Annotated in this window: 20 protein-coding genes and 1 tRNA gene; 14 read left to right on the forward strand and 7 right to left on the reverse strand. The window is 49.8% G+C overall.

Features of this window, described 5'->3' with window-relative positions:
* The first annotated feature begins 85 nt into the window (after window positions 1-85).
* The 9 genes from U9S71_RS17010 to U9S71_RS17050 all read left to right on the forward strand — a co-directional run bounded on the left by U9S71_RS17010 (window position 86) and on the right by U9S71_RS17050 (window position 9,658).
* Window positions 86-2,002 (forward strand): sensor histidine kinase, encoded by a 1,917-nt coding sequence (locus U9S71_RS17010; protein WP_326328849.1) that lies wholly within the window; start codon window positions 86-88, stop codon window positions 2,000-2,002.
* Entirely contained in the window at window positions 1,983-2,636 is a 654-nt protein-coding gene (locus tag U9S71_RS17015; protein WP_326328850.1) for a response regulator transcription factor, read from the forward strand. The genes U9S71_RS17010 and U9S71_RS17015 overlap by 20 nt, the downstream gene beginning before the upstream one ends.
* Before the next feature lie 79 nt (window positions 2,637-2,715).
* Window positions 2,716-2,789 (forward strand) — tRNA-Ala (locus U9S71_RS17020).
* Between the two features lie 64 nt (window positions 2,790-2,853).
* Entirely contained in the window at window positions 2,854-3,639 is a 786-nt protein-coding gene (locus U9S71_RS17025) for a beta-carotene 15,15'-monooxygenase (protein WP_326328852.1), read from the forward strand.
* Window positions 3,640-3,722: 83 nt separating this feature from the next.
* Window positions 3,723-4,907 carry a 1-deoxy-D-xylulose-5-phosphate reductoisomerase gene (locus U9S71_RS17030; RefSeq protein ID WP_326328854.1) on the forward strand — a complete coding sequence of 395 codons (1,185 nt, stop codon included), beginning with the start codon at window positions 3,723-3,725 and terminating at the stop codon, window positions 4,905-4,907.
* A gap of 5 nt (window positions 4,908-4,912) precedes the next feature.
* A complete protein-coding gene (gene rseP / locus U9S71_RS17035; protein ID WP_326328855.1) occupies window positions 4,913-6,241 on the forward strand; it encodes an RIP metalloprotease RseP in 1,329 nt (442 codons plus the stop codon).
* A gap of 69 nt (window positions 6,242-6,310) precedes the next feature.
* A complete protein-coding gene (locus tag U9S71_RS17040; protein ID WP_326328857.1) occupies window positions 6,311-6,778 on the forward strand; it encodes a Dabb family protein in 468 nt (155 codons plus the stop codon).
* 57 nt (window positions 6,779-6,835) lie between these two features.
* Window positions 6,836-7,030 carry a YwbE family protein gene (locus tag U9S71_RS17045; RefSeq protein WP_326328858.1) on the forward strand — a complete coding sequence of 65 codons (195 nt, stop codon included), beginning with the start codon at window positions 6,836-6,838 and terminating at the stop codon, window positions 7,028-7,030.
* 210 nt (window positions 7,031-7,240) lie between these two features.
* On the forward strand, window positions 7,241-9,658 hold the full coding sequence (locus tag U9S71_RS17050; protein ID WP_326328859.1) for an alpha-ketoacid dehydrogenase subunit alpha/beta: 2,418 nt from the start codon (window positions 7,241-7,243) through the stop codon (window positions 9,656-9,658).
* 16 nt (window positions 9,659-9,674) lie between these two features.
* On the opposite strand, the gene U9S71_RS17055 is transcribed toward U9S71_RS17050, so the two are convergent.
* From U9S71_RS17055 to U9S71_RS17080, 6 genes are all read right to left on the reverse strand, one after another.
* On the reverse strand, window positions 9,675-10,535 hold the full coding sequence (locus U9S71_RS17055) for an ROK family protein (RefSeq protein WP_326328860.1): 861 nt from the start codon (window positions 10,533-10,535) through the stop codon (window positions 9,675-9,677).
* Window positions 10,522-11,622 carry a chorismate synthase gene (gene aroC / locus U9S71_RS17060; protein WP_326328861.1) on the reverse strand — a complete coding sequence of 367 codons (1,101 nt, stop codon included), beginning with the start codon at window positions 11,620-11,622 and terminating at the stop codon, window positions 10,522-10,524. The genes U9S71_RS17055 and aroC overlap by 14 nt, the downstream gene beginning before the upstream one ends.
* 71 nt (window positions 11,623-11,693) lie before the next feature.
* A complete protein-coding gene (gene aroA, locus U9S71_RS17065; RefSeq protein ID WP_326328862.1) occupies window positions 11,694-12,950 on the reverse strand; it encodes a 3-phosphoshikimate 1-carboxyvinyltransferase in 1,257 nt (418 codons plus the stop codon).
* On the reverse strand, window positions 12,950-14,056 hold the full coding sequence (locus tag U9S71_RS17070; protein WP_326328863.1) for a chorismate mutase: 1,107 nt from the start codon (window positions 14,054-14,056) through the stop codon (window positions 12,950-12,952). The genes aroA and U9S71_RS17070 overlap by 1 nt, the downstream gene beginning before the upstream one ends.
* A gap of 73 nt (window positions 14,057-14,129) precedes the next feature.
* Window positions 14,130-14,954 (reverse strand): prephenate dehydratase, encoded by an 825-nt coding sequence (locus tag U9S71_RS17075; protein ID WP_326328864.1) that lies wholly within the window; start codon window positions 14,952-14,954, stop codon window positions 14,130-14,132.
* A 243-nt stretch (window positions 14,955-15,197) separates the two neighbouring features.
* Window positions 15,198-15,980 (reverse strand): patatin-like phospholipase family protein, encoded by a 783-nt coding sequence (locus tag U9S71_RS17080; protein ID WP_326328866.1) that lies wholly within the window; start codon window positions 15,978-15,980, stop codon window positions 15,198-15,200.
* A gap of 56 nt (window positions 15,981-16,036) precedes the next feature.
* Between U9S71_RS17080 and U9S71_RS17085 the strand changes: the two genes are divergently transcribed.
* A complete protein-coding gene (locus U9S71_RS17085; protein ID WP_326328867.1) occupies window positions 16,037-17,020 on the forward strand; it encodes an ABC transporter substrate-binding protein in 984 nt (327 codons plus the stop codon).
* A 15-nt stretch (window positions 17,021-17,035) separates the two neighbouring features.
* Here U9S71_RS17085 and U9S71_RS17090 read toward each other — a convergent pair whose 3' ends face one another.
* Entirely contained in the window at window positions 17,036-18,073 is a 1,038-nt protein-coding gene (locus U9S71_RS17090; protein ID WP_326328868.1) for an LLM class flavin-dependent oxidoreductase, read from the reverse strand.
* Window positions 18,074-18,222: 149 nt separating this feature from the next.
* Here U9S71_RS17090 and U9S71_RS17095 point away from each other — a divergent pair, with 149 nt between their 5' ends.
* The 4 genes from U9S71_RS17095 (at window position 18,223) to U9S71_RS17110 (ending at window position 26,637) form a co-directional block, all read left to right on the forward strand.
* Window positions 18,223-20,520, forward strand: coding sequence for a DUF7133 domain-containing protein (locus U9S71_RS17095; RefSeq protein ID WP_326328870.1), 2,298 nt, complete (start codon window positions 18,223-18,225; stop codon window positions 20,518-20,520).
* A gap of 83 nt (window positions 20,521-20,603) precedes the next feature.
* A complete protein-coding gene (locus U9S71_RS17100; RefSeq protein WP_326328871.1) occupies window positions 20,604-22,955 on the forward strand; it encodes a PSD1 and planctomycete cytochrome C domain-containing protein in 2,352 nt (783 codons plus the stop codon).
* Window positions 22,956-23,008: 53 nt separating this feature from the next.
* Window positions 23,009-24,481 carry a DUF1501 domain-containing protein gene (locus U9S71_RS17105; protein ID WP_326328872.1) on the forward strand — a complete coding sequence of 491 codons (1,473 nt, stop codon included), beginning with the start codon at window positions 23,009-23,011 and terminating at the stop codon, window positions 24,479-24,481.
* 5 nt (window positions 24,482-24,486) lie between these two features.
* A complete protein-coding gene (locus U9S71_RS17110; protein WP_326328873.1) occupies window positions 24,487-26,637 on the forward strand; it encodes a c-type cytochrome domain-containing protein in 2,151 nt (716 codons plus the stop codon).
* Window positions 26,638-26,677 lie beyond the last annotated feature (40 nt).

Here is a 26,677-nt window from a genome sequence, read left to right on the forward strand (position 1 = left end):
AAATTACCTGACGTTCGGTATTTCAATTATTAGCTAGCAATTGTATTTTTGGTGTTCTTGGATTAGGTATTATTTTAGTTCGCTGATGCGTAGAAGGGTATATCGTTTTTTTCTGCTCCTTTTTGGTTACGCCTGTTCGGTCTGGGGCGTGCATGCAGAAGAGGTTAGGCTTGTACGTATCGATGCTTCAGACACGTATAGCCTTAATGGATATGTTGCTTACTACGAAGATACGACGTTGATGGCGACGCCTGACGACGTGCTGGCATTCAAAGATAAGGGGCTATTCACGAACGTTAATGGCGATGATTACGTGAGCCTGGGTTATACTGATTCGTATTATTGGGTGTTGATCGAACTCGAGAACACCCTTCCCGATTATGTAGATTTATTTCTTTCTATACCGATTCCGAGCATCAACCGGATCGATTTTTATCGATGCGGTGCCGGAGACAATACCCCAACGTTGGTGAGCCAAACGGGCGACCGGCTGCCTTTTGCCCAGCGCCCATGGCCCGTGCGGGATTTCCTTTTTCCTATCCGGCTTGCAGGGCATGAGCATACGACGCTGTTATTCAAGGTAGATAAACGCGGGCAGAATTTCTCTATCAAAGCCAAGCTTGGTAAGCGGGAAGTGATTTTGCAACAAGACATCCCCATATACGCGGCGTTCGGGTTTTATACCGGTATATTCGCTTTTGCATTCCTCTTCAACGTGTTGATGTATCTTTCGGTTGCCGATCGGATCCATTTGTATTATGCGCTGTATATTTTGTGTTCGGTTATTTTGGTGCTTGATGAGGTCGGGCTCGCAAAAGAATGGTTTTTTTCCGACGTTGGACGATTACACGACTATGTAAAATCTTCCAGTGGCATGTTAGGGTGCGGTCTTTTGATCCAGGTGATGCAGCTGTTTACTAATCAAACATCCGCGAACAGCAAACTTTATCACTTGGCAAATTACTATAAGTACCTGGTATATGTTTTGGGTATCTTGCCATTTTTCGCGATGCTTTTTCCCGTAAATATCGGGTTAGAGAAAACGATTTTCTATGTGGCCAATATCAGCGTTATCCTGTCGCTGCCGCTCATTGCCGTTTGTGTGATTGAACGGATAAGGCGGGGCTTCATTTTAGGCTATTATTACCTGTTGGCCATTTTACCGTTGATTATTGGCGCCAGCAATTACATCTTGCAGATTATGGGTTTGGTGGGCGAACAGTTGCTCAAACCCAATGGGATTACCGTGGGCTTTGCGGCGGAGGTGGTGATTTTATCTTTTGCGCTCACTCAGCGGTACAATTTCCTGAAGCGTGAAAAGGCACAGCTGAAAAAGGAAAACGACCTGATTCGGATGCAATCCGTTCGACAGGTTTTCCAGGCGCAGGAAGATGAACGTGACCGGTTGGCTAAAGATTTGCATGATGATTTGGGCGGTACACTTTCGGTTATCCGGCTTAAAGTAACCGACTTTCAAACAAAGTTGGATCGTTTGCGGCCGGAGGAAAAAGAGGCACACGATGAAACCATCAGACTGATTACGCGGGCATGCGATGACCTCCGCGAAATATCGCATAGCCTTAAGCCTAAGTTTTTTCTCGAAAATGGCCTTATTGGCACGCTTCAGGAACGGCTTTCTATCCTGAATCGGGTCAGCGTCATCAGCTTTGAGTTTGTTTACCAATATACAGGCCGGTCGGACCCCGAAATTGAGCTATCTATCTATCGCATGGTGAATGAGCTCATCAACAACGTGGTGAAACATTCGTGCGCCACGCAGGCGACCATTCAACTCGTAGAAACGGCCGATGAGCTTGTTGTTACAGTAGAAGACAACGGTATTGGGTTTGATAGGCACGATAGCTCAGAAGGTATCGGCCTCAATAACGTGTATTCACGAATACAGTACTTGGGTGGTCGCTGCACCATCGATTCCAATAAAAACGGCACAACGATTACCCTAGAGATACCCCTGCAAAATCATGGAAACCAACCGCGCTGAACCAAACAAGATCAACCTGTTATTGGTGGATGACCATCAACTCTTCATTGATGGATTGCGTTCTATTTTGGATAAGCACGTGCATCTATCTGTCATGCACACGGCAAATGACGGGAGAGAAGCACTTAAATTCCTTCAATATCGTAAACCCGATGTTGTCGTGATGGATCTGAATATGCCGCGGATCGACGGGCAGCAGGCTGCGACCAAAGCGCTGTCCATGTATCCTCAATTGAAAATACTGATTGTCTCTATGTACTATACGGCGTCTTTGCAATCATCGCTGCAAGCGATGGGCGTTTCGGGCTTTATTCCGAAAGATTCTGACGCCACGGTGCTCATACAGGCTATCGAAGAAATCCACCGCGGAGGCCAATATTTTGTAATAAGCCCGACGGGTGGGGATGACGACGATGATGGGCCGAAGAGCATCCGACAGAAATATAACCTTACCAAGCGGGAAGTGGAGATTATCCAATTGGTAAGGGCGAATAAATCGACCCAAGAGATTGCTGATCGGCTTTTTCTAAGTCCTTTTACGGTTGAAACGCATCGAAGGAATATCTGTGCTAAACTGGATATCAAAGGAAACAACGGCTTATTGCTTTTTGCCCAGCAGCATCCCGATATTTGAAAGATATCCGCTAGCGTTAAATTTCATTTTGCCGCTTGCAAGTAAAATCTATTTTATCTATGTTTGCAGTCCGCAAAATGGGGGTTTAGCTCAGCTGGCTAGAGCGCTTGCCTGGCAGGCAAGAGGTCACCGGTTCGAATCCGGTATCCTCCACGGAATGTCCCGACGTTGTCGGGATTTTTTTTAGGGGCTAGTTGCCAGTTTAGCACGGATGCCGATGATTCAATTTCTGAAAGCCAGTACGTTTGCCGTAAATGAGGTGATTTCCCGGTCTTGGGACCTGCTCAGGAGCCATTATTTCTCTATAGCGGGGCTTTGTTTCCTGCTGTTTTTGACTTCCAACACGTCCGGTATCTTAGCCTTTTATTTCAGTGAGGTGAATACGTTCTTAAGCGTATTTATGGCCTTGCTTTTCGTTGTCTTGTATTTCGGGACACAGCTCACGCTGTTTAAATACATTCTCGCGTTGGCCGACAAAAAAGAAAAGATAAACCTTATCGATACCATACCCAGCGCTCGGGAATTGCGCTACTTTTTTTGGGGGATGTTGAGCATTGCACTGTTTGCATTGTTGTTTTACCTTTTTATTTCGGTGTTGGCGTTTCCCTTGGTATACACGGGTATCGACGTTTCATTGATGGTGAGCATTGCACGTATGGTGGCCGCTATTGTTGTGTTCGCATTCTTGCTTCGGGTAGCTTTCTATCCGTTTTTTATTATTGAGCAACAGGCACAACCCTTCCGTGCGTTGCGTCTCAGTTTTGCACTTACGAGAGGAAATGTTACCAGATTGTTGCTGATATTGGCATTTTTTGCCATTTTGCACCTTTTATATGTATATTTCAACTACGGGGGTTATCCAATGGTATCGACGGTGTTGAGTTTGGTTAATTCCTTTTTGGTGGGGCCATTGTCGAGCGTGGTTGTTTCAATGGCTTATCGTAGTATGATGGCCGACTATCGCGGGGGGGACGACCCGGCGGTGATGAAACATATTTTGTGAGTGACGGTACCTGTGAACATGTGGGTAGGTAGCATTGTGAATGTGTGCGGTGTGATTTAATAGATTGAAGTTAGCGGATTATTTTGGTAAAAAAGCAAATAGCCATACTTGGCGCCACGGGTAGTATCGGCACACAGGTGCTTGATGTAGTGCGTGCGAACACGGATCGGTTTGATGTAGCTGTGCTGACGGCAGCGACGAACGCCAAGCTTTTGATTGCACAGGCAACGGAGTTTGGTCCCCGTGCGGTGGTTATTGCCGACGAGCGTAAGTACCAAGAAGTGAAAGCGGCACTATCGCATATGCCTATACAAGTGCTGGCGGGGCGTGCAGCGTTAGAAGATGTAGTACAATACGAAGGCGTTGATCTGGTAGTCAGTGCTTTGGTGGGATCTGTTGGGCTCCGACCCACCGTGGCAGCCATCAAGGCCGGTAAAGATGTCGCATTAGCCAATAAGGAAACGCTTGTCGTGGCCGGCCAATTGGTGATGGACCTTGTGCTAAAACATGGCGTACGATTGTTGCCGGTAGACTCTGAGCATTCTGCTATTTTCCAATGCATCGTAGGTGAGCAACGTAATCCGATTGAAAAAATTTACCTGACGGCGTCAGGCGGACCCTTTAGGGGGAAAAGATTGGATTACTTGGCAACAGTGGGCAGCGAAGCGGCTTTGCGGCACCCGAATTGGGTGATGGGGGCAAAGATTACCATAGACTCTGCCACATTAATGAATAAGGGACTAGAAGTTATCGAGGCAAAATGGCTGTTCGATCTGCAAACCCGACAAATTGACGTGGTTGTTCACCCACAGTCCATTGTACATTCTTTGGTGCAGTTTGCCGATGGCAGTATCAAAGCACAGTTGGGATTGCCGGATATGAGGCTGCCCATCCAGTATGCACTTACGTATCCTGAGCGGGTTCCCAATCAACTTAAACGATTCAATTTCATGGATTTTCCGGAGCTGACTTTTGAGAAGCCCGACATGGATACGTTCCGTAATTTGGCGTTGGCGTACCAAGCATTGGAAATAGGGGGTACCATGCCTTGCGTACTTAACGCCGCCAACGAAGTGGCCGTGGCCGCATTTTTGAGAGGCGAGCTGGGGTTTATCCAGATGAGTGACGTTATCGAAGAGACAATGGGCCGAGTGGGTCCGATTGCGGTACCGACGATGGATGACTGTATGGAGACCGACAGGCGAAGCCGTGAAGTGGCTGCGGATTTAGTAACGAATATTAGCAAAGTATATCACATAGCAAAATAAAATAAATGGGTGTATTGGTGATGATTGGACAAGTGTTATTGGGCTTGTCTATATTGATTGTGTTGCATGAGTTTGGTCATTTTTTGGCAGCTCGTGCTTTTGGAATCAAAGTGGAGAAATTCTACTTGTTTTTTGACGCCTGGGGCGTTAAGCTATTTAAATTTACGTATCGGGGCTGCGAGTATGGCATAGGCTGGTTACCCCTGGGGGGCTATGTGAAGATTGCTGGGATGATCGATGAGTCTATGGATACCGAGCAGCTTAAAGGCGAGCCCCAGCCGTGGGAGTTCCGTTCCAAGCCCGCCTGGCAGCGTCTCATCGTGATGATGGGGGGTATTATCGTCAATATCATTTTAGGTATATTTATTTTTTGGATGTTAACATTCAAGTATGGCGAAACATATGTCGACAACACACAGTTGGTAAACGGTATTACCCCCGGCGTAATTGGCAAACAAATAGGTTTGCAGGCAGGTGACCACATTACCGAAGTAGACGGAGAACCGATCGTGAGATTTAAAGATCTCTTGGGTTCGAAAGTACTCATGGGCAATACGACATTGACTGTAGTTCGTGAGGGAGAAACGTTGTCCATACCGGTGCCGGGAGATATCCTGAACGACGTTGCCGATTACGATCGCAACGAGTTTGTGGGGCCTCGAGCGCGAACATTGGCCATTGACTCGGTTATCGTAGGAAGTGCGGCTGATCGGGCAGGTATTCGGCCGGGAGATAGCATCTTGACCATCAACGGGTCGGCCACACCGTTTTGGGATCAGGTGAAAGATATTATAGGCGGCAGCGTGGGTAAGGACGTGTCGTTGGCTTTACTCCGCGGCGGCGATACTACGACGGTGCTGGCGGCTGTACCTGAAGAAGGGGCACTGGGTTTTTTCATCAATCAGGATACTGATTTCCCGTATGTCACAACCTCCTATGGCTTTTTCGAATCCTTTCCTATCGGGGCTTCCAAAGCGTGGGGTACGCTGATTGACAACGCGAAGGGCTTGGGTAAAATTGCAACAGGTGAGTTGCGGGCAGATAAGGCCATATCGGGCCCTGTTCGCATTGCGACAATGTTTGGCTCTGAGGTGGATTGGGTGAAGTTCTGGACGTTGGTAGGGCTTTTGTCAATGGCGTTGGCGCTGATGAATTTTTTGCCAATCCCGGCATTGGATGGCGGGCATGTCGTCTTTTTGCTTATTGAAATGATCCAAGGCAAACCATTGAGTGATAAGTTCTTGGAGAAGGCTCAGATAGCCGGATTCTTTATCTTGCTGGCACTCATGGTTTTTGTCTTCGGCAATGACATTCTGAAGATTGTGAATAAATGATAACGGATAGGCAATAAACAACAGGTATATCGCGTAAAGTATATTGCATAAATTAATAAATCAAATATTATGGAAAGACGTCATTTTATTAAACGGGCGGGGGCAGCGGTTGCCCTTGCAGGCGTGGGCGGCGGTATGATCGCTGCATGTGCACCGCCAACATCAAATCAAGAAGACAATCAATCATCAAACACAAACGAAGAAACTAAAGAAACTATGGAAAACAAGGAAGTGATTGCCCATTACGTGCTTTTTTGGCTAAATGATGGCCTTTCTGAACAAGAAATAACCGATTTTGCCGGCTTTTTTGAGGAGTTGAAAGCTATCCCAACCATCAAATCGCTACATTATGGCCGTGCTGCCAGTACGCATGACCGTGACGTGGTAGACAATAGCTTTACGTATAACCTATTAGTATACTTTGATACGATGGAAGATATCAATACATACGAGACTCACCCCATCCATCTCGCCGCCATTGAAAAATACTCGAAGTTTTGGAACAAGGTCGCGGTACACGACTCGTGGTTGAAATAAGCCCAACATGGGGCAGACGAAGGGTGCAGGCTGGACAGTGACGTAGCTTTTGGCAATATGGACGGAAAGAATCGTAAAGACATTTATCCTGGCTTGGAAGTTGCCATAATTTTAAAAAAGGACCAACGGACCGGTCAGCTTACCGAAGGTGTGGTGAAGGATATCCTTACGTCTGCCCCATTTCATTCCCGTGGCATAAAAGTGCGATTGGAAGACGGGCAAATTGGTCGTGTAGCGGAGGTGTTGGGTTAGTGTATTTGATGTTTTTGGGCAATCTTTTCCTGCGGGAAACGTTATATCATTGTGGTAATTAATATAGGCGGGTTTCGCTGCGCACCAGTTAGCGCGATCCGTTGCAAGTGGCCAATTTTGCCAAAACCGACAAAAGCAACTGAATTTGAAAGTAAAAAACGCTTTTGAGCAAATATTTTTCTGTAGTTTTGGATCAAACGCAATTTAATTATGTCTGATACCCATATTAAACAAAGCGAACACCCTACCCGCGCCAAGCTTAGTTATGACGATTTCAAGGCTATTGTTATCGACGACTACCGCCTTGCCGTGGAGAGTAGAGCCGTTAGCTTGTTGGGGCGGAAAGAGGTGTTGACCGGGAAGGCGAAATTCGGTGTTTTCGGTGACGGCAAAGAGCTGGCGCAAATAGCCATGGCAAAAGTGTTTCAACTTGGTGATTGGCGTTCCGGTTATTACCGTGACCAGACTTTTATGTTTGCCGCGGGGATCATTTCGGTCTATCAGTTTTTCTCACAGCTTTACGCACATCCCGATGTCGAGGCAGATCCGTCATCAGCGGGGCGGCAGATGAATAGCCATTTCGCTACGCGGATGCTTACACCAGAAGGGCAGTGGGTAGATCAAACATTGATGAAGAATGCGGCCGCGGATATCTCGACTACAGGAGGGCAGATGCCCCGTTTGTTGGGGTTCGGGCTGGCCTCCAAGATGTATCGGAATAATCCCGATTTGGCGGGAATGACTACCTTCTCGAATAATGGCAATGAGGTGGCTTTTGGAACGGTGGGCAATGCGTCTACCTCCGAAGGTGTGTTTTTTGAGGCCGTGAACACGGCGGGAGTGAGGCAGATTCCGGTGGTGATCTCGATATGGGATGATGGTTACGGCATTTCGGTGTCTAACGAGGTGCAAACGACGAAAGCCGACATATCAGAGGTGCTGAAGGGGTTCCAGCGAGACGAAAAAGGTGACGGTCTTGAAATCTTCAAGGTAAATGGCTGGGATTATCCCGGGCTTTGCGAGACGTACGAACAAGCCGCGAAAATCAGTCGTGAGCAGCATATTCCCGTATTGATACACGTTACGGAGATGACACAGCCGCAGGGCCATTCGTCTTCCGGCTCGCACGAACGGTATAAATCGACAGCGCGATTGGCATGGGAGGAGGAGTACGATTGTATAACGAAGATGCGTAGGTGGATGATCGAATCGGGCATTGCAGACGAAGACGAGCTGGTTGCGATTGAACAAAGCCTGAAGGGGCGGGTCCGTGCCGAGCAGCGACGTGCGTGGAGTGATTACAATAAGATGCTGAAGAAAGAGGTGGATGAGGCCATCGGATTGTTGGCAGTAATTCCTCACGAGACCACCCAGATGTTGCTCAATGAATTAAAATCAACCACCGAGCCATCGCTCAAAGAGGTATATGGCGCTGTAAGGCGAGCCATCCGGTTATTGCGTTACACACAAAGTGAAGAGAAGTCGGCCTTGGTAGCATGGTATCGTGAGAAGCAGGGAATCAATCATGATCGCTATAATTCTCATCTTTTTTCGGAAACCACCGAAGCGCCACAACATGTGCCCAGTGTTGCTACAGCATATGATCCGAACAGTAAACCGGTGGATGGACGGGAAGTGCTCAACGCTTGTTTTGATGCCAACTTCGCACGGGATGCACGCATCGTGGCATTTGGAGAGGACGTGGGAAAAATCGGTGATGTAAACCAGGGGTTTGCAGGACTTCAGGCGAAGTATGGTGAGCACCGCATCTTCGATACGGGAATCCGGGAGGCGGCTATTATCGGACAGGGAGTGGGGTTGGCTATGCGTGGTTTGCGTCCCATTGCCGAAATCCAATATCTCGATTACCTAGTATACGGCCTTACTGTTTTGACAGACGATGTGGCGAGTCTCAGTTACCGTACGAAAGGTGGACAAAAGGCGCCGCTGATTATCCGTACACGGGGGCACCGATTGGAAGGAATATGGCATTCGGGGTCACCGATGAGTATGATATTGGGGTCGCTTCGGGGTATCCACGTATGCGTGCCGCGGAACATGACTCAAGCTGCGGGCATGTACAATACGTTATTGCGGTCTGACGAACCTGCTTTGGTCATCGAATGCTTAAATGGTTACCGGATTAAGGAGCGTATGCCCGCTAATATCGGTGAATTCACAGTGCCATTAGGTAAAGCCGAAATCGTGAGGGTGGGAGAGGATGTCACGGTCATATCTTATGGGTCTACGCTACGCGTGGTACAGGAAGCGTCCGCCGAGTTGGTAAAACTCGGTATTTCCATCGAAATCGTCGATCCACAGACCTTACAGCCCTTTGATGAGGAGCACCTTTGTACCCACTCGCTTAGCAAAACAAATAAGTTGTTGGTGGTAGATGAGGACGTGCCAGGCGGAGCTTCGGCATTTATCCTGCAACAGGTGTTGGAAGAACAAAATGGGTACTATCATCTCGATGGTCAACCCTGCACATTAACAGCCAAAGCTCACCGTCCTCCTTATGGGTCGGACGGCGATTATTTCTCCAAGCCTTCGGCAGACGACGTTATCGAGGCGGTGTATGCGATCATGCACGAATCAGATCCACGGAAATACCCGGCGTTATTTTAATTCAGCTTTTGTTTATCTATGCAAATTGTGCGGCTGCTCCGATCAATGAAGCGTGTTCTCCCAATTGGCTTATCCGAATATCGAAGCGGTCAAATGCTGCGGGACTGAACGCCCGGAAAATGTCCCATGCTTTAGCGATGTTGCCACCGATAATAAATCTATCCGCTGCTTCCCTTTCGCTAAAAAACCGGATAAAATGGAGCAAGTGATCACTGTACTCCGCTAAGATGTCATTGATGCAGGGTTGGTTGTTTCGTAAAGCCAACAATTCCCGAAGACCGGTTACCTCGATACCGTGTTGCGCAGCCTTGCGTACAAACCATCGGGTTACTAGATGTTCCTCGGCGTTGCTGCCGAGATAGGGGGTTTTCCACAGATCAGCATCCATGGCGTTGCTACCTTGTTCCCAGACAGCGGTCCCTAATCCAGTACCCAAGGTAATCCCTAACACCTTTGGGTAGCCGTTGTGTCCTCCTGCAAAGACTTCGCCCTGTAAGAATGCCGCTGCATCGTTGATAAAGCGAATATGAGTACCATCCACACCGATTCGTTCCGCGAGCTCCTTCCGGATGTTCATACCGTATAAGTTGTCGTACTTATCTTGGTTACGCATGTGCGAAATGCCGTTTTCGTAATCAAAGGGTCCGGGTATGGCGATTCCGAAGACGACTTTTGTCAAATCCTGTTCGTTTCGGGCAGCATTGAGCAACGGAGTTGCCCAAGCTGATAAAATCGATTTAGCAACGGCGTGTGAGTCAACAGAATGTCTCACGATAGACTCAGTAACTACTTGCCAGTGGTGGGTATTTACCCCTGCCACGGTAATGTGGGTTCCCCCGATGTCTGCGGCGATTACCATGGGGTTATTTTTGGTCATAAATTCGGTTTTTGAGTAAATGGTCGGCTAAGACAAGTGCTGCCATTGCTTCTACGATGATGACCGCGCGCGGAACCACGCAAGGGTCGTGTCTGCCTTTGCCGGTGATTTCACTGGCTTTCCCAGATTGGTCAATCGTTTGCTGAGGTCGCATGATGGTGGCTACGGGCTTAAACGCTACACGGAAGGTAATATCCATGCCATTGGAAATCCCACCTTGTATACCGCCCGAGAAATTTGTCAATGTTTTCAGCTCCTTGGCATCGTGCTCGGGGTTGACAAAGATGTCATTATGCTCGGATCCCTGCATCTCCGAACCGGCGAACCCCGATCCATATTCGAAACCATGCACGGCATTGATGCTGAGCATGGCTTTCGCCAGGTCGGCGTGCAGCTTATCGAAAACAGGTTCGCCCAGACCCACGGGTACCTGTTGGATGACCACGCTGATGCGCCCCCCCACGGTATCGCCGGCTTTGCGTATACCGTCTATGAAATCGACCATCTCATTGGCCGTAGCCGGGTCGGCACAACGGGCAATATTACTTTCCCGGATGGCAATGAGTTCATCGATGGGTAGCGGTTCTAGATTCGGCGCTTCGATTTTACCGACACCGGAGACATGGGCAAAAATACGGACGCCTACCTGTGCGAGGAGGCTTTTTGCCACTGCTCCTGCCGCTACCCGCGCGGCTGTTTCGCGTGCGGATGAACGACCGCCACCGCGATAGTCACGGATACCATATTTTATTTGATAGGTGTAGTCGGCATGTGAGGGGCGGTATTTATCCTTGATGTGCGAATAGTCCTTAGATCGCTGGTCTTCATTGGGAATGACCAAGGCTAATGGCGTACCGGTGGTTTTGCCTTCAAATACGCCGGAGAGTATTTGGGCGGTATCACTCTCTTTCCGTTGGGTGGTGATTTTAGATTGTCCCGGACGGCGTTTATCCAATTCGGACTGGATGAACGATTCGTCGATGGTGATGTTAGCCGGACAGCCGTCAATAATCACGCCGATCGCTTTGCCGTGCGACTCGCCAAAAGTGGTTATACGAAATACATCTCCAAAAGAGTTCCCTGCCATACTGATTGTCGATTTACGATTGCCGATTTACGATTTGGCATACCCCAAATCCCATCAATCGCTTTTGGTGGCTAAGATATAACAAATCCCTGTTGTTTCAAATGTTTCCAGAAATCGGGATATGATTTTTCCACCACATCCGGCTCATTGATCTGCATCCCGTTGAATAGCAATGCCAGCGGGGCAAATGCCATGGCCATCCGGTGGTCTTCATAGGTGTCGATGATCAGGCTTCCGGGCCGAAATAGCCCATCGGTACGAAGGTGGCATGCTGTGCCATCTTCCACCAGTTGTACCCCGATTTTACCAAGCTCGGTCTGTAACGCAGCTACCCGGTCGGTTTCTTTGATCCGGAGCGTATGTAAGCCAGTAAATGAAAGGTTGCGCCGTTGTGCGGCCGCACAAACGATTACCGTTTGTGCCAGATCGGGACACGCCGTGAAATCGAGTTCTTTTATCGGATCGGCGGTGCTTGATGAAGCCTTCCGGATACGCAGTCCCCCATTTTCAAAAGTAGACAACACACCAAAATGACTCATGATGGAGGCGATGGCCGCATCTCCCTGAAGGCTGTGTTTCTTGAGGTTGGGTAGAAAAAGATCTGCTTTTTCTGCCAGTGCTACCATGGCATACCAATAGGATGCCGCACTCCAATCGGGTTCGATTGTCAACCGGCAAGGTTTGGCTTCTTGCGGTGCGATAGAAATGGTGTCGCCTGTCCAGCGGTGCGAGATACCCGCTTCTGCCAGCATACCGAGTGTCATGGTAAGATAGGGGCGGGACGTGAGTTCACCTTCGATCTGCAGTTCCAGTCCTTCAGGTAGCGCGTTAGCAATAAGTAGCAATGCCGATAAATACTGGCTGCTTAAATTGCCCTTTATGCGTACAGCGGTTGTCTGTTGGGTTAAAGCTCCTTGAATGGCGAGCGGAGGGTAGCCCGGCTGCTCTGCATATTGGATGTCGGCACCTAAGGTTTTCAGCGCCTCTACCAACATGCCGATCGGACGCTGTTTCATCCGTTCGCTGCCCGTGAGGTGGTAGCGGCCCTTAGCAATCGTTAAATAAGCGGTTAGAAACCGCATGGCTGTGCCGGCGGGTCCAATATCAATCTGTGTTTCGGAACCCGGGGCCGCGGTTGCTACCTGCGCGAGCGCCCGCTGAAGCGTTACCGTGTCGGCAGCCTCAGAAAGGTTTTCGATCACGACATTACCACCACCGAGCGCTTCGATGATCAGCGCCCGGTTACTCTCGCTTTTGGAACCTGTTAATTGTACGGTGCCGCTGAGCGATTTGGTTGTGTGGGAAAGCCCGATTGCCCGATCTGCCATTACGCCTCTGCTATAGGTGTGGTGTTCATGATTTCATTCTGCTTGCGAATGGATTCGTTGTGAATCAGTTCCAAGAGCTTTACGGTAAAATCCTTGTCTAGCTTAAGTGCCTGCGCTACGTTGCTGCGTTTCTGGATGATTTCATCCCATCGGCTTACCTGAAGGATGGTGACGTTGTTGTCGCGCTTGTATTCCCCGATTTTCTCTACGATTTTCATCCGGTCGCTAAGGATTTTGATGATTTGGTCGTCCAGTTTGTCGATGTCCTTTCTGAATCCAGCAAGGGTGTCTTCGAATACGGGATCGTTGGATTCCGCATGTCGAGCCACGAGGTTGGTGATCAGTTCGGCAAGTGCTTGTGGGGTCACTTGTTGTTTCGCGTCGGTCCATGCCACGGACGGATCGATATGCGATTCGATGATGAGCCCTTGCATATCCATATCCAGTGCTTTTTGTGCAATGTAAGGGATTAATTCGCGGTTACCGCAGATATGACTGGGATCATTGATTACCGGAAGATCGGGTACCATCGTTTTAAGCTGGATGGCCAAATCCCACATCGGCTCGTTACGGAAAGCTGTTTTTTCGTAAGAAGAGAAGCCTCGGTGAATAGCGCCAAGCTTTTTGATGCCGGCACGGTTGATGCGCTCTAGGGCACCGAGCCATAACGACAGGTCGGGGTTAACCGGGTTTTTAACCAATACGGGGACATCTACACCTTTTAGTGCGTCGGCAATTTCCTGTACGGTAAAGGGGTTGGCTGTGGAGCGGGCACCCACCCAAAGGATATCCACACCTGCGGCAAGTGCCTCCTCAACGTGCTTGGCGGTGGCCACCTCCGTGGTAATGGGGAGACCGGTTTCTTCCTTCGCTTTGCGAAGCCACTGGAGGCCGACGCTTCCGATGCCTTCGAATTCACCCGGACGTGTACGTGGTTTCCAGATGCCTGCGCGAAGTACATTTACTTTGCCGGTGTTAGCTAGCAGGTGAGCAGTAGCCAGTACTTGCTCTTCTGTTTCCGCGCTGCACGGACCGGCAATGACCAATGGCAAGTCACCCGTATCGATCCACGAATTTAAAGGTACAATGTCTAATGTCTGTTTCATCGTTTTTCTATGTTTTTATTGTTAGTCCTTATTTTTTTCTCGTTGTTTTTGCGCTTTTTTACTTACTGCCCGATCAAACCTTATCGTTCTTGACGTACTCGCCCATGATGTTGAAGTTGTTCGTCAGTTTCAACACCCGGCGTATGGCGGCTTCGTAAGCTGCTTGGTCGTTCCATTCCACATCGACATAAAAGTCGTATTCGTTCCGTTTTCCCAATACGGGCATGGATTGTATTCGACTGAGGTTGATGTTTTGCTCGGCAAAACATTGCAGTACATGGGATAATGCCCCCACACCGTTGCCCGTTTGGAAAGAGAGCGAGGCTTTATTGACTTCGGCTTTTTCGACTGCTTTTTTAGCGAGAATAAGAAAGCGGGTATAGTTTTTCTTGTTTGTTTCGATACGTCGCTCCAGGATATCCAATCCGTATAGCTTCGCGGAAAGCTGGTTGGCGACAGCGGCGGTATCTTTCAGTTGCAGCTCACTTACTTTCTTTGCGCTGCCAGCTGTATCTTCCCCTTCGGTCACCTTGAACTGCGGATTCTCCTCGAGGTAATCACCGCATTGTTGTAGGGCTATGGGATGTGATTCCACGAACTTGATGTCGTGGATCGTAACGCCCGGAGCCACCATCAAATGTAATTTGATGTGGAGGTACACCTCGCCGATAATAGGAAATCGGTAGTCGCGAAGCAGGCTATGGTTCGGTAGTAATCCTCCAGCAATGGAGTTCTCGATGGCCATTACCACATAATCTACCTTTCCCTGTTTGAGCAGTTCGCATGTTTTTTTGAATGACTCGCATTCCACCGTTTCGATGTCTTCACCGAAATATTTGTAAGCGGCTTCTTCGTGGAAGCATCCTTTGATTCCTTGTATGGCTACTTTTATGCTCATATACTGTGTACGTGGAAATAAAAAAAGTCCCGGCTTTTTTGCCGGGACCTTTCTACATTTATATCTTCTATGTTATGAATGCATATCAAGCCCGGCTTTTATCGCTAAAATAAAAGAAACCAAAAAACCAGTATGCATTGTTCCGCGTTAACATCTTTTTTGTTTGACGAGCCAAATGTACGATATTTTTCGTTATTGTCAATAAAAAAATAAAAAATGTTATATCGGTAATTTCTCCCATTGTTACTGTTGGTCGAGAAAACGGGATGAATACGTGTACACGTATTCATAAATATCCATTAACTCTTTCTTGCCAAACATGCTGAATTTCAGCATCTCGGGTGGTTCCAAAAAAAGATCGCATTTTCGGGCGCTATCCGCTACAGATTGGCCAATGGCGAGGTGGGTTATCCGATCGAGTATTTTAGCAGGAGTAAGTTTATCGGGCATAATCTGATCCGGTGCATTTACGTGCACACCAATCAGGGTCTTGCACTGTCCGAGCAGCGGTGTTACCGGTAGGTTGTCGAGGATACCACCATCATAGTAAATCGACCCATTACGTTTTACGGAAGGGAACATCACCGGGATACTCGAAGACGCCAACAATGCCTCATCCAGCTTGCCCGTTTGAAAGCGTTCGGTTTGTCCCGATAAAAAGTTGGTGGCCGACACATGGAGCGGGATCTTTAGCGACTCAAAGGTGTTTTGAGGGATGTATTTCTGGATAAGCCGCGAAACGAAGTGATTGTCAACAAACCCGGAGGTGCGCAAGCGCAAACTCATTGTGGGAAACAGGTTGTTTTCCTTGACGACGCTCAACATCTCTTCTACTGTATATCCCGCGGCGTAAAATGCACCTACGATGGCGCCGATGCTGCATCCGGAAATGATTGACGGTTTGTAACCGTGTTCCTCGAGGGCTTTGATAGCGCCTAAATGGCCAATGCCCCGTAGGCCGCCGCCCGAAAGCACAAGACCTACTTTTTGCGGCCGACCCCATAGTTTCTTGAAATTGAAAGCCATTCGGCAACATTACGAATTTTGGCATAAAAGCGACACATTTTCGCTAATTTTGTTTTATGTTTAGAAAATGCCGTATCCTAATCGTACTTCTGGGTGGTTTTATCATGGCCTGCCAGTCTGTCGAGAAACCGTCGGGCGTGCCTGTTGTGGGCTTCGTGGAGGCCTTTGAAGATGCTACCATTTCGCAAGCGCGTAATGGCTTTATGGATGCGTTGGCCGACAGTGGATATAGTGAAGCCGAAGGTACCGTGGCAATCATCCATCGCAATGCGCAAGGTGATGCGGCTACGCTCAACCAGATTATCAGCTATTTTAACAGCAAGGAAGTAAGTCTCATCGGTACCAGTACCACGTTGGCGACTATTGCGGCCGTACAGCGAGGCAAAGATATACCCATATTCCAGGCCGTCACCGCCATGCCGAGTATCTTGGGGCTACTGGCGGCAGACGGCGCAGCTCCCGATAATCTGTTCGGTACGGGTGAGAACCTGAATTATATCGATACGTCGTTCACCCTTATCGCAGAAATGGTGAAGCCCAAGGAAGCCCAGTTAAAAGTTGGCATGATTTATAACCAATCCGAGCCGCAGTCGCTGGAAGCCTATGAACGGATTGCTGCACTTGCAGACAGCATGAATGTGCAATTGGTGGCGTTGCCGCTCAATTCTTCAGCTGAGGCCCAATTGGTTGTCCGGTCGTTGTTAAGCGAGAACATCGATGCCTTTTTTGCCAATCCCGATAATACCGTGTTCGCAGCGTTTGAAACCATCCTGAAAAACTGCAATGATAGCGATGTTCCAGTGTTTACCAGTGAATCGGGTCTGGTAGCACGGGGCGCCGTGGCCGCGTTTGGTGCCGATATTTATCAATGGGGCTACCAAAGTGGTGCGCAGGCGGCGAGTTACCTTGCCAGTGGATCGACCGATGGCTTACAAGTGGAAATGCTCCATGTGCGGAAGCGTGTATACAATGCCGAAGCGGCAGACCGCTTCGGCTATGCATTCCCCGACACATTCGAAGCGATTAAATCACGCGATTGATTCGCCGATAGCCTTTTATCTGCCGGCAAGAGCAGCCTTTACTTTGGGTGCGATTTTAGTGCCGTAAAGCTCGATGGACTTCATCAAGTCTTTGTGCGCGGGCGCACCTACATCCATATGTGCCGCAAATCGTGTCAATCCAAATGACTCCTGCATATACAGGATTTTGTCGACAATGGCATCGGGCTCACCGATGAATAGGGCCCCGTGTTTGGATTTGCCAAAGTCGAATTGGCTGCGTTGGTACGGTGGCCAACCGCGGGACCTGCCTACCCGGTCCATCTGTGCGGCATATAAAGGATAGTAATTGCTGCTCAGCTCTTGGTCATTATCGCCAAACAAAGCGTGGGAATGGATGCCTACACGGTATTTGGAAAGATCGTGGCCATGCTCGATGTAGGTCTGCTTATAAAGTTCGAAGAGTGACTTGAATTGTGCCGGCGACCCACCGATGATGGCGATCATTAACGGCAAACCCAATTTGCCTGCCCGGACGACCGACTGGGGCGTGCCGCCCACGGCGATCCATATAGAGAGGTCATTGTTTACCGCTCTCGGCAATACCGCTTGGTTGTCAATCGGCGCCCTGAATTTTCCACTCCATGTTACCTGTTCGTTATGATTAATGGCCAGGAGCAGCTCTAATTTTTCGATAAATAACGCTTCGTAATCCTGCAGGTTGTACCCGAACAGTGGAAAAGACTCAATAAAGCTACCCCTGCCGGCCATCAATTCCGCACGACCACCAGACAATAGGTCGATCATAGCGAAGTTTTGATAAAGCTTCACGGGATCGGAAGAACTGATCACCGATACGGCGCTGCCCAGTTTAATGCGCTTGGTTACCGTAGCTGCGGCCGCCAATATGATTTCGGGACTGGATACCGCGTAATCGGGGCGATGGTGCTCGCCGATACCAAAATAATCTAGTCCCACCTCGTCCATCAGCTTAATTTCCTCGATGATTTCTTGAAGCCGTTGTTGCGTTGGCAGAAATTTGCCTGTTGCTGGATCTACTGGTAAATCCCCAAACATACTGATACCTAATTCCATAATTGTTCTCCGTTTGCTACAAAAGTACGGAAGATGTTTTTTGGGGGCATTGTCCTAGGTTAAGAAATGGATATGCGGCTATGTAAAAACAAGCACGACGTTTCTACATGATTTTAGGATGTCTGCACTTAATTTTACAAATTTGGCGCGTGGAAATTAAACGTATTGGTAATCTTCAACGCCGCTACATAGGCAGCAAACAGGCACTATGTTTTTTTGCCACCGCTGTAATCTTTGCTGTTGGTGGGCTATTGAAGGGCTGCAAAGAAAAAGACGGCGACGGTGTGCTGTCTCCTCGCGCGTCGTTGAAAGCCATGGAGGTCGAAGCGGGCTTCGATGTGGAGTTGGTGGCGGCAGAACCCCTGGTGATGGCACCTGTAGCCATGACATTCGATGAAAAAGGCAGGATTTGGGTCGTAGAGATGGAAGGTTATATGCCCGATACATTGGGCGATGGCGAAGATGCGCCGATAGGCCGTATTGTTATGCTAACCGACCAAGATGGTGATGGTAAAATGGATGAACGCAACGTGTTCCTCGACTCGTTGGTGATGCCGCGAGCGATATGCCTTGTTGATAGCGGACTGCTCTTGGCCGAGCCCCCGAAATTGTGGTTTTACGAAATCCGGGAGGATAAACCTACTGGTCGTATACTGGTAGACAGTGCGTATGCCGAGGGTGGGAATGTAGAGCATCAGCCTAACGGCCTTTTACGGGGGTTGGATAATTGGATTTACAGTGCTAAATACGATTGGCGGTACCGGCGGCTTCCCGACGGAGAATGGCAGAAAGAGAAAACCCATTTTCGCGGGCAGTGGGGCATTAGTCAGGATAATTGGGGTAGGTTATATTACAACGACAACTCGAGCAACCTCTCGGGCGATTATTTTCCGCCCGGTCTCGGTTCGAGCAACCCCAACCAACGCAAAGTTGCCGGATACCGGGAAACCATCGTGGCGGATACCCGGGTTTATCCGATTCACCCCACCACTGGCGTGAATCGTGGCTATATGGAAAATGTGCTCGATAGTACGGGCCATTTGGTGAATTTCACGGCAGCCTGCGGACCGTTGGTCTACCGGGGCGGGTTGTTGCCGGGCATCAATGCCTTTGTTGCGGAGCCGGCCGCCAATCTGGTTAAACGGGATGTACTGGTTGAAGAAGGGTACCGGACCGTAGGCGAACAAGCTTATGGTGGCAAGGAATTTTTGGCGAGCCGCGACGAGCGTTTCCGCCCCGTGAATCTCTATGATGGCCCCGATGGTGCCCTTTATATTGTGGATATGTACCGCGGTATTATCCAGCATAGCACCTACCTCACGCCTTATCTGAAAAATGAAATCGAAGCCCGTGAGTTGACCGTTCCCCTTGATATGGGAAGGATTTATCGGGTCATGCCCAAGGGTGCTGAAAGGTATTGGACAACGATGCCCCAAGGCGCGGATTCCCTGATTGCGCTATTGGGACATGCTAACGGCTGGGTACGCGACAAAGCCCAGCAGGTATTGGTCGACCGACACGCTACAGACGTTGTAGGCAAGTTGCGCGAAATATTGCGTAGCGGACGTAATCACGTACAGGTCGTGCATGCGTTGTGGACACTTGAGGGGTTGACCGAATTGAATTTGGCGGACATCCAAGCCGTATTGGAGCGCCCGCAATGGCAACTTCGCGCGCAAGCTATTGCGGCGGCGGTATCGCTGGCCTCAACCGTTCCCCAAAAAGAACTGGCAGACATGATAACCGCTCACGTTTCCAATCGGGACACGCTGTTAATGCCTTATGCTGCCTTGGCAATGGCGGCATTTGCTGATTTGGAGGATACGGCCAGCGAGCAGTGGGCCTTGAAATATCCGAACAACAAATACCTCGCTGATGCGCTGGTCAGCGGACTCGGCGGCCGGGAGCAACCCTTCCTCAAGGAAATTGCGGAACAGCTGCCCGACACAACGTCGGCCTTGTACCACCGTGTTTCGACCGTTGTGGACGATATCGCGGCTAAAGAGAAACAAGGCAATCAACGGTTATTGGCCGAGCGATATCCGCAAGGCATAGCACTATTTCAGAACACCTGCCAACCCTGCCATGGAGAAGATGGTCGGGGCGTTTCGCCCATAGCACCGCCATTAGCGGGTTCGCAATGGGTAACGGGTGATGAGCAGCGCTTGATGGCCTTGGTGCTATACGGCCTCACCGGGGCAGTAGATGTAGCCGGACATACGTATGAGGCGCCCGAAGTAAGTGGTGAAATGCCGGGTATTGCCCATAACACAACTATTGACGATGCCGAGCTAGCTCAATTATTGAGCTATATCCGAAATGCATGGGGGAATGCCGCCGGTGATGAGGTACTGCCGGAAGATCTGGGCGCCATTAGGTCCACGTTCGGCAAACGGACGGAGCCATTTACGCAAGTTGAACTGTATCAGCTATTTGGAAAGGATTAGCTATCAGCATGCTGATTTTATCGATTTAGCACTGACTATTCCAAAAGTTTCATTAATTTTGACTGGAATACCACTATAGATCGATGATGACGCGCCTTCTTTCAGCGAAATGGTTTATTGGTACGGCGATTATTTTGATCGCGGTATTGCTCTCGGCTTATTTCTACACGTCGAGGAAGAACAGTGGCGGGGCGGGTTCGGCTCCCATGCCTGCCATAGTCGATTACAATTACCACATCCGGCCGATTCTTTCCGATAACTGCTTTGCGTGCCATGGTCCGGATCCGAATGCACGAGAAGCCGACCTGCGCCTCGACACGGAAGAGGGAGCCTATAAAGCGCTGGTGGAAACAGCCGGTATGCATGCCATCGTGCCGGGTCATCCGGATAGGAGTGAGGCCTACCGACGCATAACCAGTACGGATGAAATGGAGCGGATGCCACCGGTATCTTCCAATCTGGCATTGACCGACCGCGAGATAAAGCTCATCGAACAGTGGATTGAGCAAGGGGCGGAATATAAGCCCCATTGGGCGTTTCTTCCACCCGAGCAGGGGCCGATACCTACTGTCGATGATGAGTATTGGGCTACCCATGCAATAGACCGTTTCGTGCTGACCCGTATGGAGGAAAACGGATTTGAACCCAATCCAGAAGCCAAAAAACATTACCTGCTGAGACGGATGAGCTTTGACCTTACCGGGTTGCCACCCACCGAAGAGCAGCTCCAGCGGTTCCTCGCCGATGACTCCGAAAATGCTTACGAAAAGATGGTTGATGAGCTGATGGCGATGCCGGCCTACGGCGAACGTATGGCGATGCATTGGTTGGATGTAGCACGGTATGCGGATTCGTATGGGTACCAGGACGATGATATTCGGACGCAGTGGCCGTGGCGCGACTGGGTAATCCACGCATTCAATAGGAACATGCCATACGACCGGTTTGTGACTTGGCAACTGGCCGGTGATATGCTACCCGAAGCGACGAAGGAGCAGGTGCTGGCCTCGGCATTCAACCGGAATCATAAAATTACCGAAGAGGGCGGCGTCATCGAAGAAGAATACCGCGTGGCATACGCTATTGACAAGACCAACACGTTCAGCAAAGGCATCCTGGGCATCACCATGGAGTGCGCGCAATGCCACGACCACAAATACGATCCTTTCTCGCAAAAAAACTACTTCCAACTTTACGCATTTTTCAATAACTCTTTGGAGAAAGGCCTGGAAGGATTGGTTAATTCGGGTCCATCGAAAACTCCACGCCTCACCATCACACAGCAAGATGTGGAGGATATCCTGCAATTCATCAATAAAGGAGATGATACCTCGGCGGTATCCGTATCGGTGATGGGCGAGCGTGATGAGGTGCGGCCTACGTTTATCTTAGATCGTGGGCTCTACGATTCGCCTACCGAAAGAGTATACCCCAGTACACCCGAGGCAATCTTACCCTTTGATAGTACAGCATACGAGTCCAACCGGCTTGGATTAGCCGAATGGGCATTTAGCAAGGAAAATCCGCTAACTGCACGCGTATTGGTAAACCAGCTGTGGGCGATGGTCTTCGGTCGTGGTTTAGTTGCTACTGTAGCAGATTTTGGCAACCAAGGGGACCTTCCCAGCCACCCGGAATTGCTGGATTGGCTCGCCGCTGATTTCCGCGATAATGGGTGGAATGTGAAACGTTTGATGAAACAGTTGGTAATGAGTGCTACCTATCGTCAATCGTCGCGAATATCCGAAAGACAACTGAACGAAGACCCAGAAAATATATACCTTAGTCGTTCAAAGCGACTGCGTCTCTCTGCTGAGTCCATCCGCGACCTCGCGTTGGCCAGCAGTGGCTTGCTGAACACGGAAATCGGCGGTCCGAGTATAAAACCTTACCAGCCCGACGGGCTATGGGAAGTTACCAGTTCGGGGCGGGGCGCGCTGGCTAACTATGTGCAAGACCACGGCGAGGACTTGTACCGTCGGGGCATGTACGTGTTCATCAAATTGACCGTTCCACCACCCAATATGCTGATTTTTGATGCCAGTAACCGAGATATGTGCGAGGTGACCCGGCAACGTACCAATACACCGTTGCAGGCGTTGGTGATGCTAAACGACCCGGTTATACTTGAAGCTTCGCGTGTGCTGTCGGGGCGATTGATGAGAGCGATGCCGAATGCCCGGCCGAGTGTTTATATTGAACATGCGTACCGCCGTATACTAAGCAGAGATCCGAGTGGGAAGGAACTGTCGTTGATGGAAAAATATTATATAGACGAGTTGGAGCGGTATAATAAGGCGCCGGATGCGGCCCAAGCATTTTTAACCGTAGGTGAGGCTCCACAAGATACCGAGGTGCCGGTGGCGGAGCATGCCGCATTAATGGCAGCAGTCCATGCCTTATATAATTTGGAAGAGGCGATTACACGAACTTAATATACCTACGTAACGATTTGAAGATTTGAAGGCGTATCGATAGCTGAAAAAGCATGAAGAAAGATAACATGATTGCGAAGGAAGTGGAGCAAGCCAGTTTATACCAGAATAGGCGGCAGTTTCTCGCACGTCTAAGCATAGGCATTGGAAGTGCTGCACTGGGGTCGTTGTTGATACCGGATCTTTTTTCGGGCAGCGGTACGGGGGGCGACCGGATGGCGTCGATGCTCCCACATTTCGCACCCAAGGCCAAGCGGGTAATTTACCTGTTCCAAAGCGGTGGCGTTTCCCAATTGGAATCGTTCGATCCGAAGCCGAAGTTACGGGAGATGATGGGGCAGGACCTTCCGGAATCGGTGCGTGGCGACCAGCGGCTTACCGGTATGACCGCAGGTCAGGCGACATTTCCATTGGTGGGTTCCTACTATGACTTTGCACAATACGGCAAAAGTGGCGCTTGGGTGAGCAGCGTATTCCCCCACATGGCCAACGTTGTAGATGACCTGTGCATTATCCGGTCGCTACATACCGATGCCATTAACCATGACCCGGCAATAACGTTTTTCCAGACCGGGGCACAACAAGGTAATCGGCCCAGCATGGGCGCTTGGTTAAGTTATGGCCTGGGTAGCGAAAACCAGAATCTGCCGGCTTTTTGCGTGCTGGTATCCAAGGGGCGAGGCAATGGGCAGGGCGTTTATGCTAAGCTATGGACAAACGGGTTCCTGGACTCTATTCATCAAGGGGTACAGTTTATGGGTGGTCCAGATCCCGTACTTTACCTAAGTGATCCCGCCGGGACCGACCGGATGAGCCGTAGGGCGCTTTTCGATAAGCTGGCAGAACTGAATAGTATCCAATTCGATGCATTCGGTGATCCCGAAATCACGGCAAAAGTACAGCAATATGAAATGGCTTACCGGATGCAGACATCGGTGCCAGAGGTGACCGATCTTTCGAACGAGCCCGATCATATCATCAAGCTGTATGGACCCGATTGTTTAGTGCCCGGCACCTATGCCGCAAATTGCCTGTTGGCACGTAAACTTTCCGAAAACGGTGTCCGTTTTGTGCAGCTTTACCATCAGGGATGGGACCAGCACGATAGCCTGCCCGGCCAGATGGCCATGCAGGCTAAAGATGTCGACCAGGCGTCGGCAGCCCTAATTACCGACTTGAAGCAGCGGGGGCTGCTTGACGAGACCTTGGTTATTTGGGGCGGCGAGTTTGGACGGACAAACTATTGCCAGGGTGCATTAGCCCACAACAATTATGGACGGGATCATCACCCGCGTTGTTTTAGCGTGTGGATGGCGGGCGGCGGCGTTAAGCCCGGCATCGTTTATGGTGAAACGGACGAATTCGGGTATAATATTATCAAGGATCCGGTACATGTGCACGATTTCCATGCTACCATACTCCATCAGTTAGGTCTGGATCACGAGCAACTCACCTATCGGCATCTGGGCAGGCGCTACCGGCTTACAGACGTTGCGGGAACGGTTGTAAAGGATATATTGGCATAAAAAAGATGAAGATTGTCCATTCTTTGTTGCTGAATCTGCTGATTGGCCTCGTTATATTTATCTTGTTTTTCCTGGTGTTCGAACAGGTTATCGTTGTTCCGCCGGCGTTACAGGTATTGGGACGTGCACACCCCCTGTTGTTACATTTTCCAATTGTCCTGTTGGTATTATCATGGCTGTTGGCGTGTTTTGGTGATCGGTTCTCGTTACCGCGGCACATCGTTACCCGGCTGGTATATGCGTTTCTTTTTGTCAGTGCTTGGACGGCCGCTGTTACCGTGCTGGCGGGTTTGGTGCTTGCGCAAGAAGGCGGCTATGACGGCAACGGTTTCCAATGGCATAAATGGATGGGGGTGGCTTTATGTTTGTTGGCAATTCTATTGCTAATGTATCATCGCTATACGATTGGTGCTACTGGCCGTTACCACGTTTTTTTTCGGGCAGGATTGACTGTTTCATTGGTCGTTTTGATGGTTGCTGGTCATTTCGGGGCCGCGCTAACCCATGGTGACAATTATCTTTTTGAGCCTTTACGCCGTAATCGACAGCCGGCATTGGATGTTGCGACCGCCGTTGTATTTCCGGATGTGGTTTACCCGATCTTGAAGGCCAAATGTTTGAACTGCCACAGCAGTAGCAAAGCGAAAGGTGGACTTGTATTGGCCGATACGACTTCTTTGATGCAGGGAGGCGACAGCGGCCCGGTGTTGGTGAAAGGTTCGGTGACGGAAAGCCTCCTCATTGAGCGGTTGTTGCTTGATCTCGACCATGAGCACCGGATGCCTCCCAAGGGAAAGCCGCAATTGACAGCCGATGAGCTGGCATTGATCAATGCTTGGGTAGCGTCGGGAGCGGACTTCAATATAGCATTGGCCGCATTGCCCGCCGACGATACGATCCGCCGGTTAGCGGAGGCGATCTACCCAGTGGCTGAAGATACATACGATTTCCCAGCTGCCGATGCCGATGTTATCAAATCATTAAATACCCCATACCGTTTGGTGCGTCCGCTTGCCCAATCATCGCCAGCGTTGTCGGTCAGCTTCTTTGGTAAATCATTCTATACCGAGGAGTCGCTTCAAGCATTGGCACAGGTCGACCAGCAGGTTGTTTCGTTGACGCTCAGTGGTATACCGCTTGTTGCGGGCGACCGTAATACCTTGGCGAGTTTTATCAATTTACGAGAGCTGACATTAAACGGTACACCGGTGGATGACACTTGGGCTGATATGTTATCCAGCCTGCCCAAGTTACATACACTGCGTGTGAGCAGTACCGCATTAACCGAAGCAGGCCTAACCACCTTGTTGTCCGCCCCAACCTTGCGATCGGTCTATGTGTGGAACACAGCCGTCGACTCGGCAGCGGTTGGAAGACTTCAGCGGGAATATGCACATGTCCGTATTGAACAGGGCTACATCGATAACGGGGAAACGGTGTTACCCTTAAATGACCCCGTCATTGCGCCTTCAACCAAGTTTTTCCGTGACAGCCTTTGGGTTACGCTTAGCCATCCTGTACCGGGCGTAGTGTTGCATTATACCATCGACGGAAGCGAACCCGACAGCCTGATTGCGCCAGTTTATAAGGAGCCATTTTTGATCACCGACATCACCCCTATTCGGGTAAAGGGTTACAAACCAGGATGGATGAGTAGCAGGGAAATTGCTCGGACGTTCCATCGTTCCGGTCGTGTTCCGAGTGTGGTGTCGTTGTTAACGTCGCCGGACTCCCGATACAGCGGCAGGGGAGGGTATACCCTGCATAACCTTGAAAGCGGCGGGGCGAACCACGCCGACGGAAAATGGCTAGGGTTTTATGGTGAGCCGATGATGGCCGTTTTATCGTTCGATACAGCGACCGATATCCACACGGTTGGTATCAGTATCAAGCAGGATTACGGCAGTCACATCTATCCACCGCAACACGTTCGTCTGTGGGGAGGTGCTGATTCTGCCGATGCCCGATTGCTCACCGAGAGCCGGCCCGATTTGTCTGCTGCTGCATTACCCACACGTATGGTAGAAATTCCGGTAATTGCACGCAACATTCGTTACTTACGGGTAGAGGCGAGGCCATATGTTCCCATACCTGAAGGCTATCCGGCAGCGGGTAATCCGTCATGGGTTTTCATTGACGAAATCATCGTTCGGTAATTTCTCGTCGGGCAAACAAAAAACCAAGTACATCGTTTGA

The sequence above is a fragment of the Parapedobacter flavus genome (genome assembly GCF_035818675.1).
Lineage (GTDB): Bacteria > Bacteroidota > Bacteroidia > Sphingobacteriales > Sphingobacteriaceae > Parapedobacter > Parapedobacter flavus.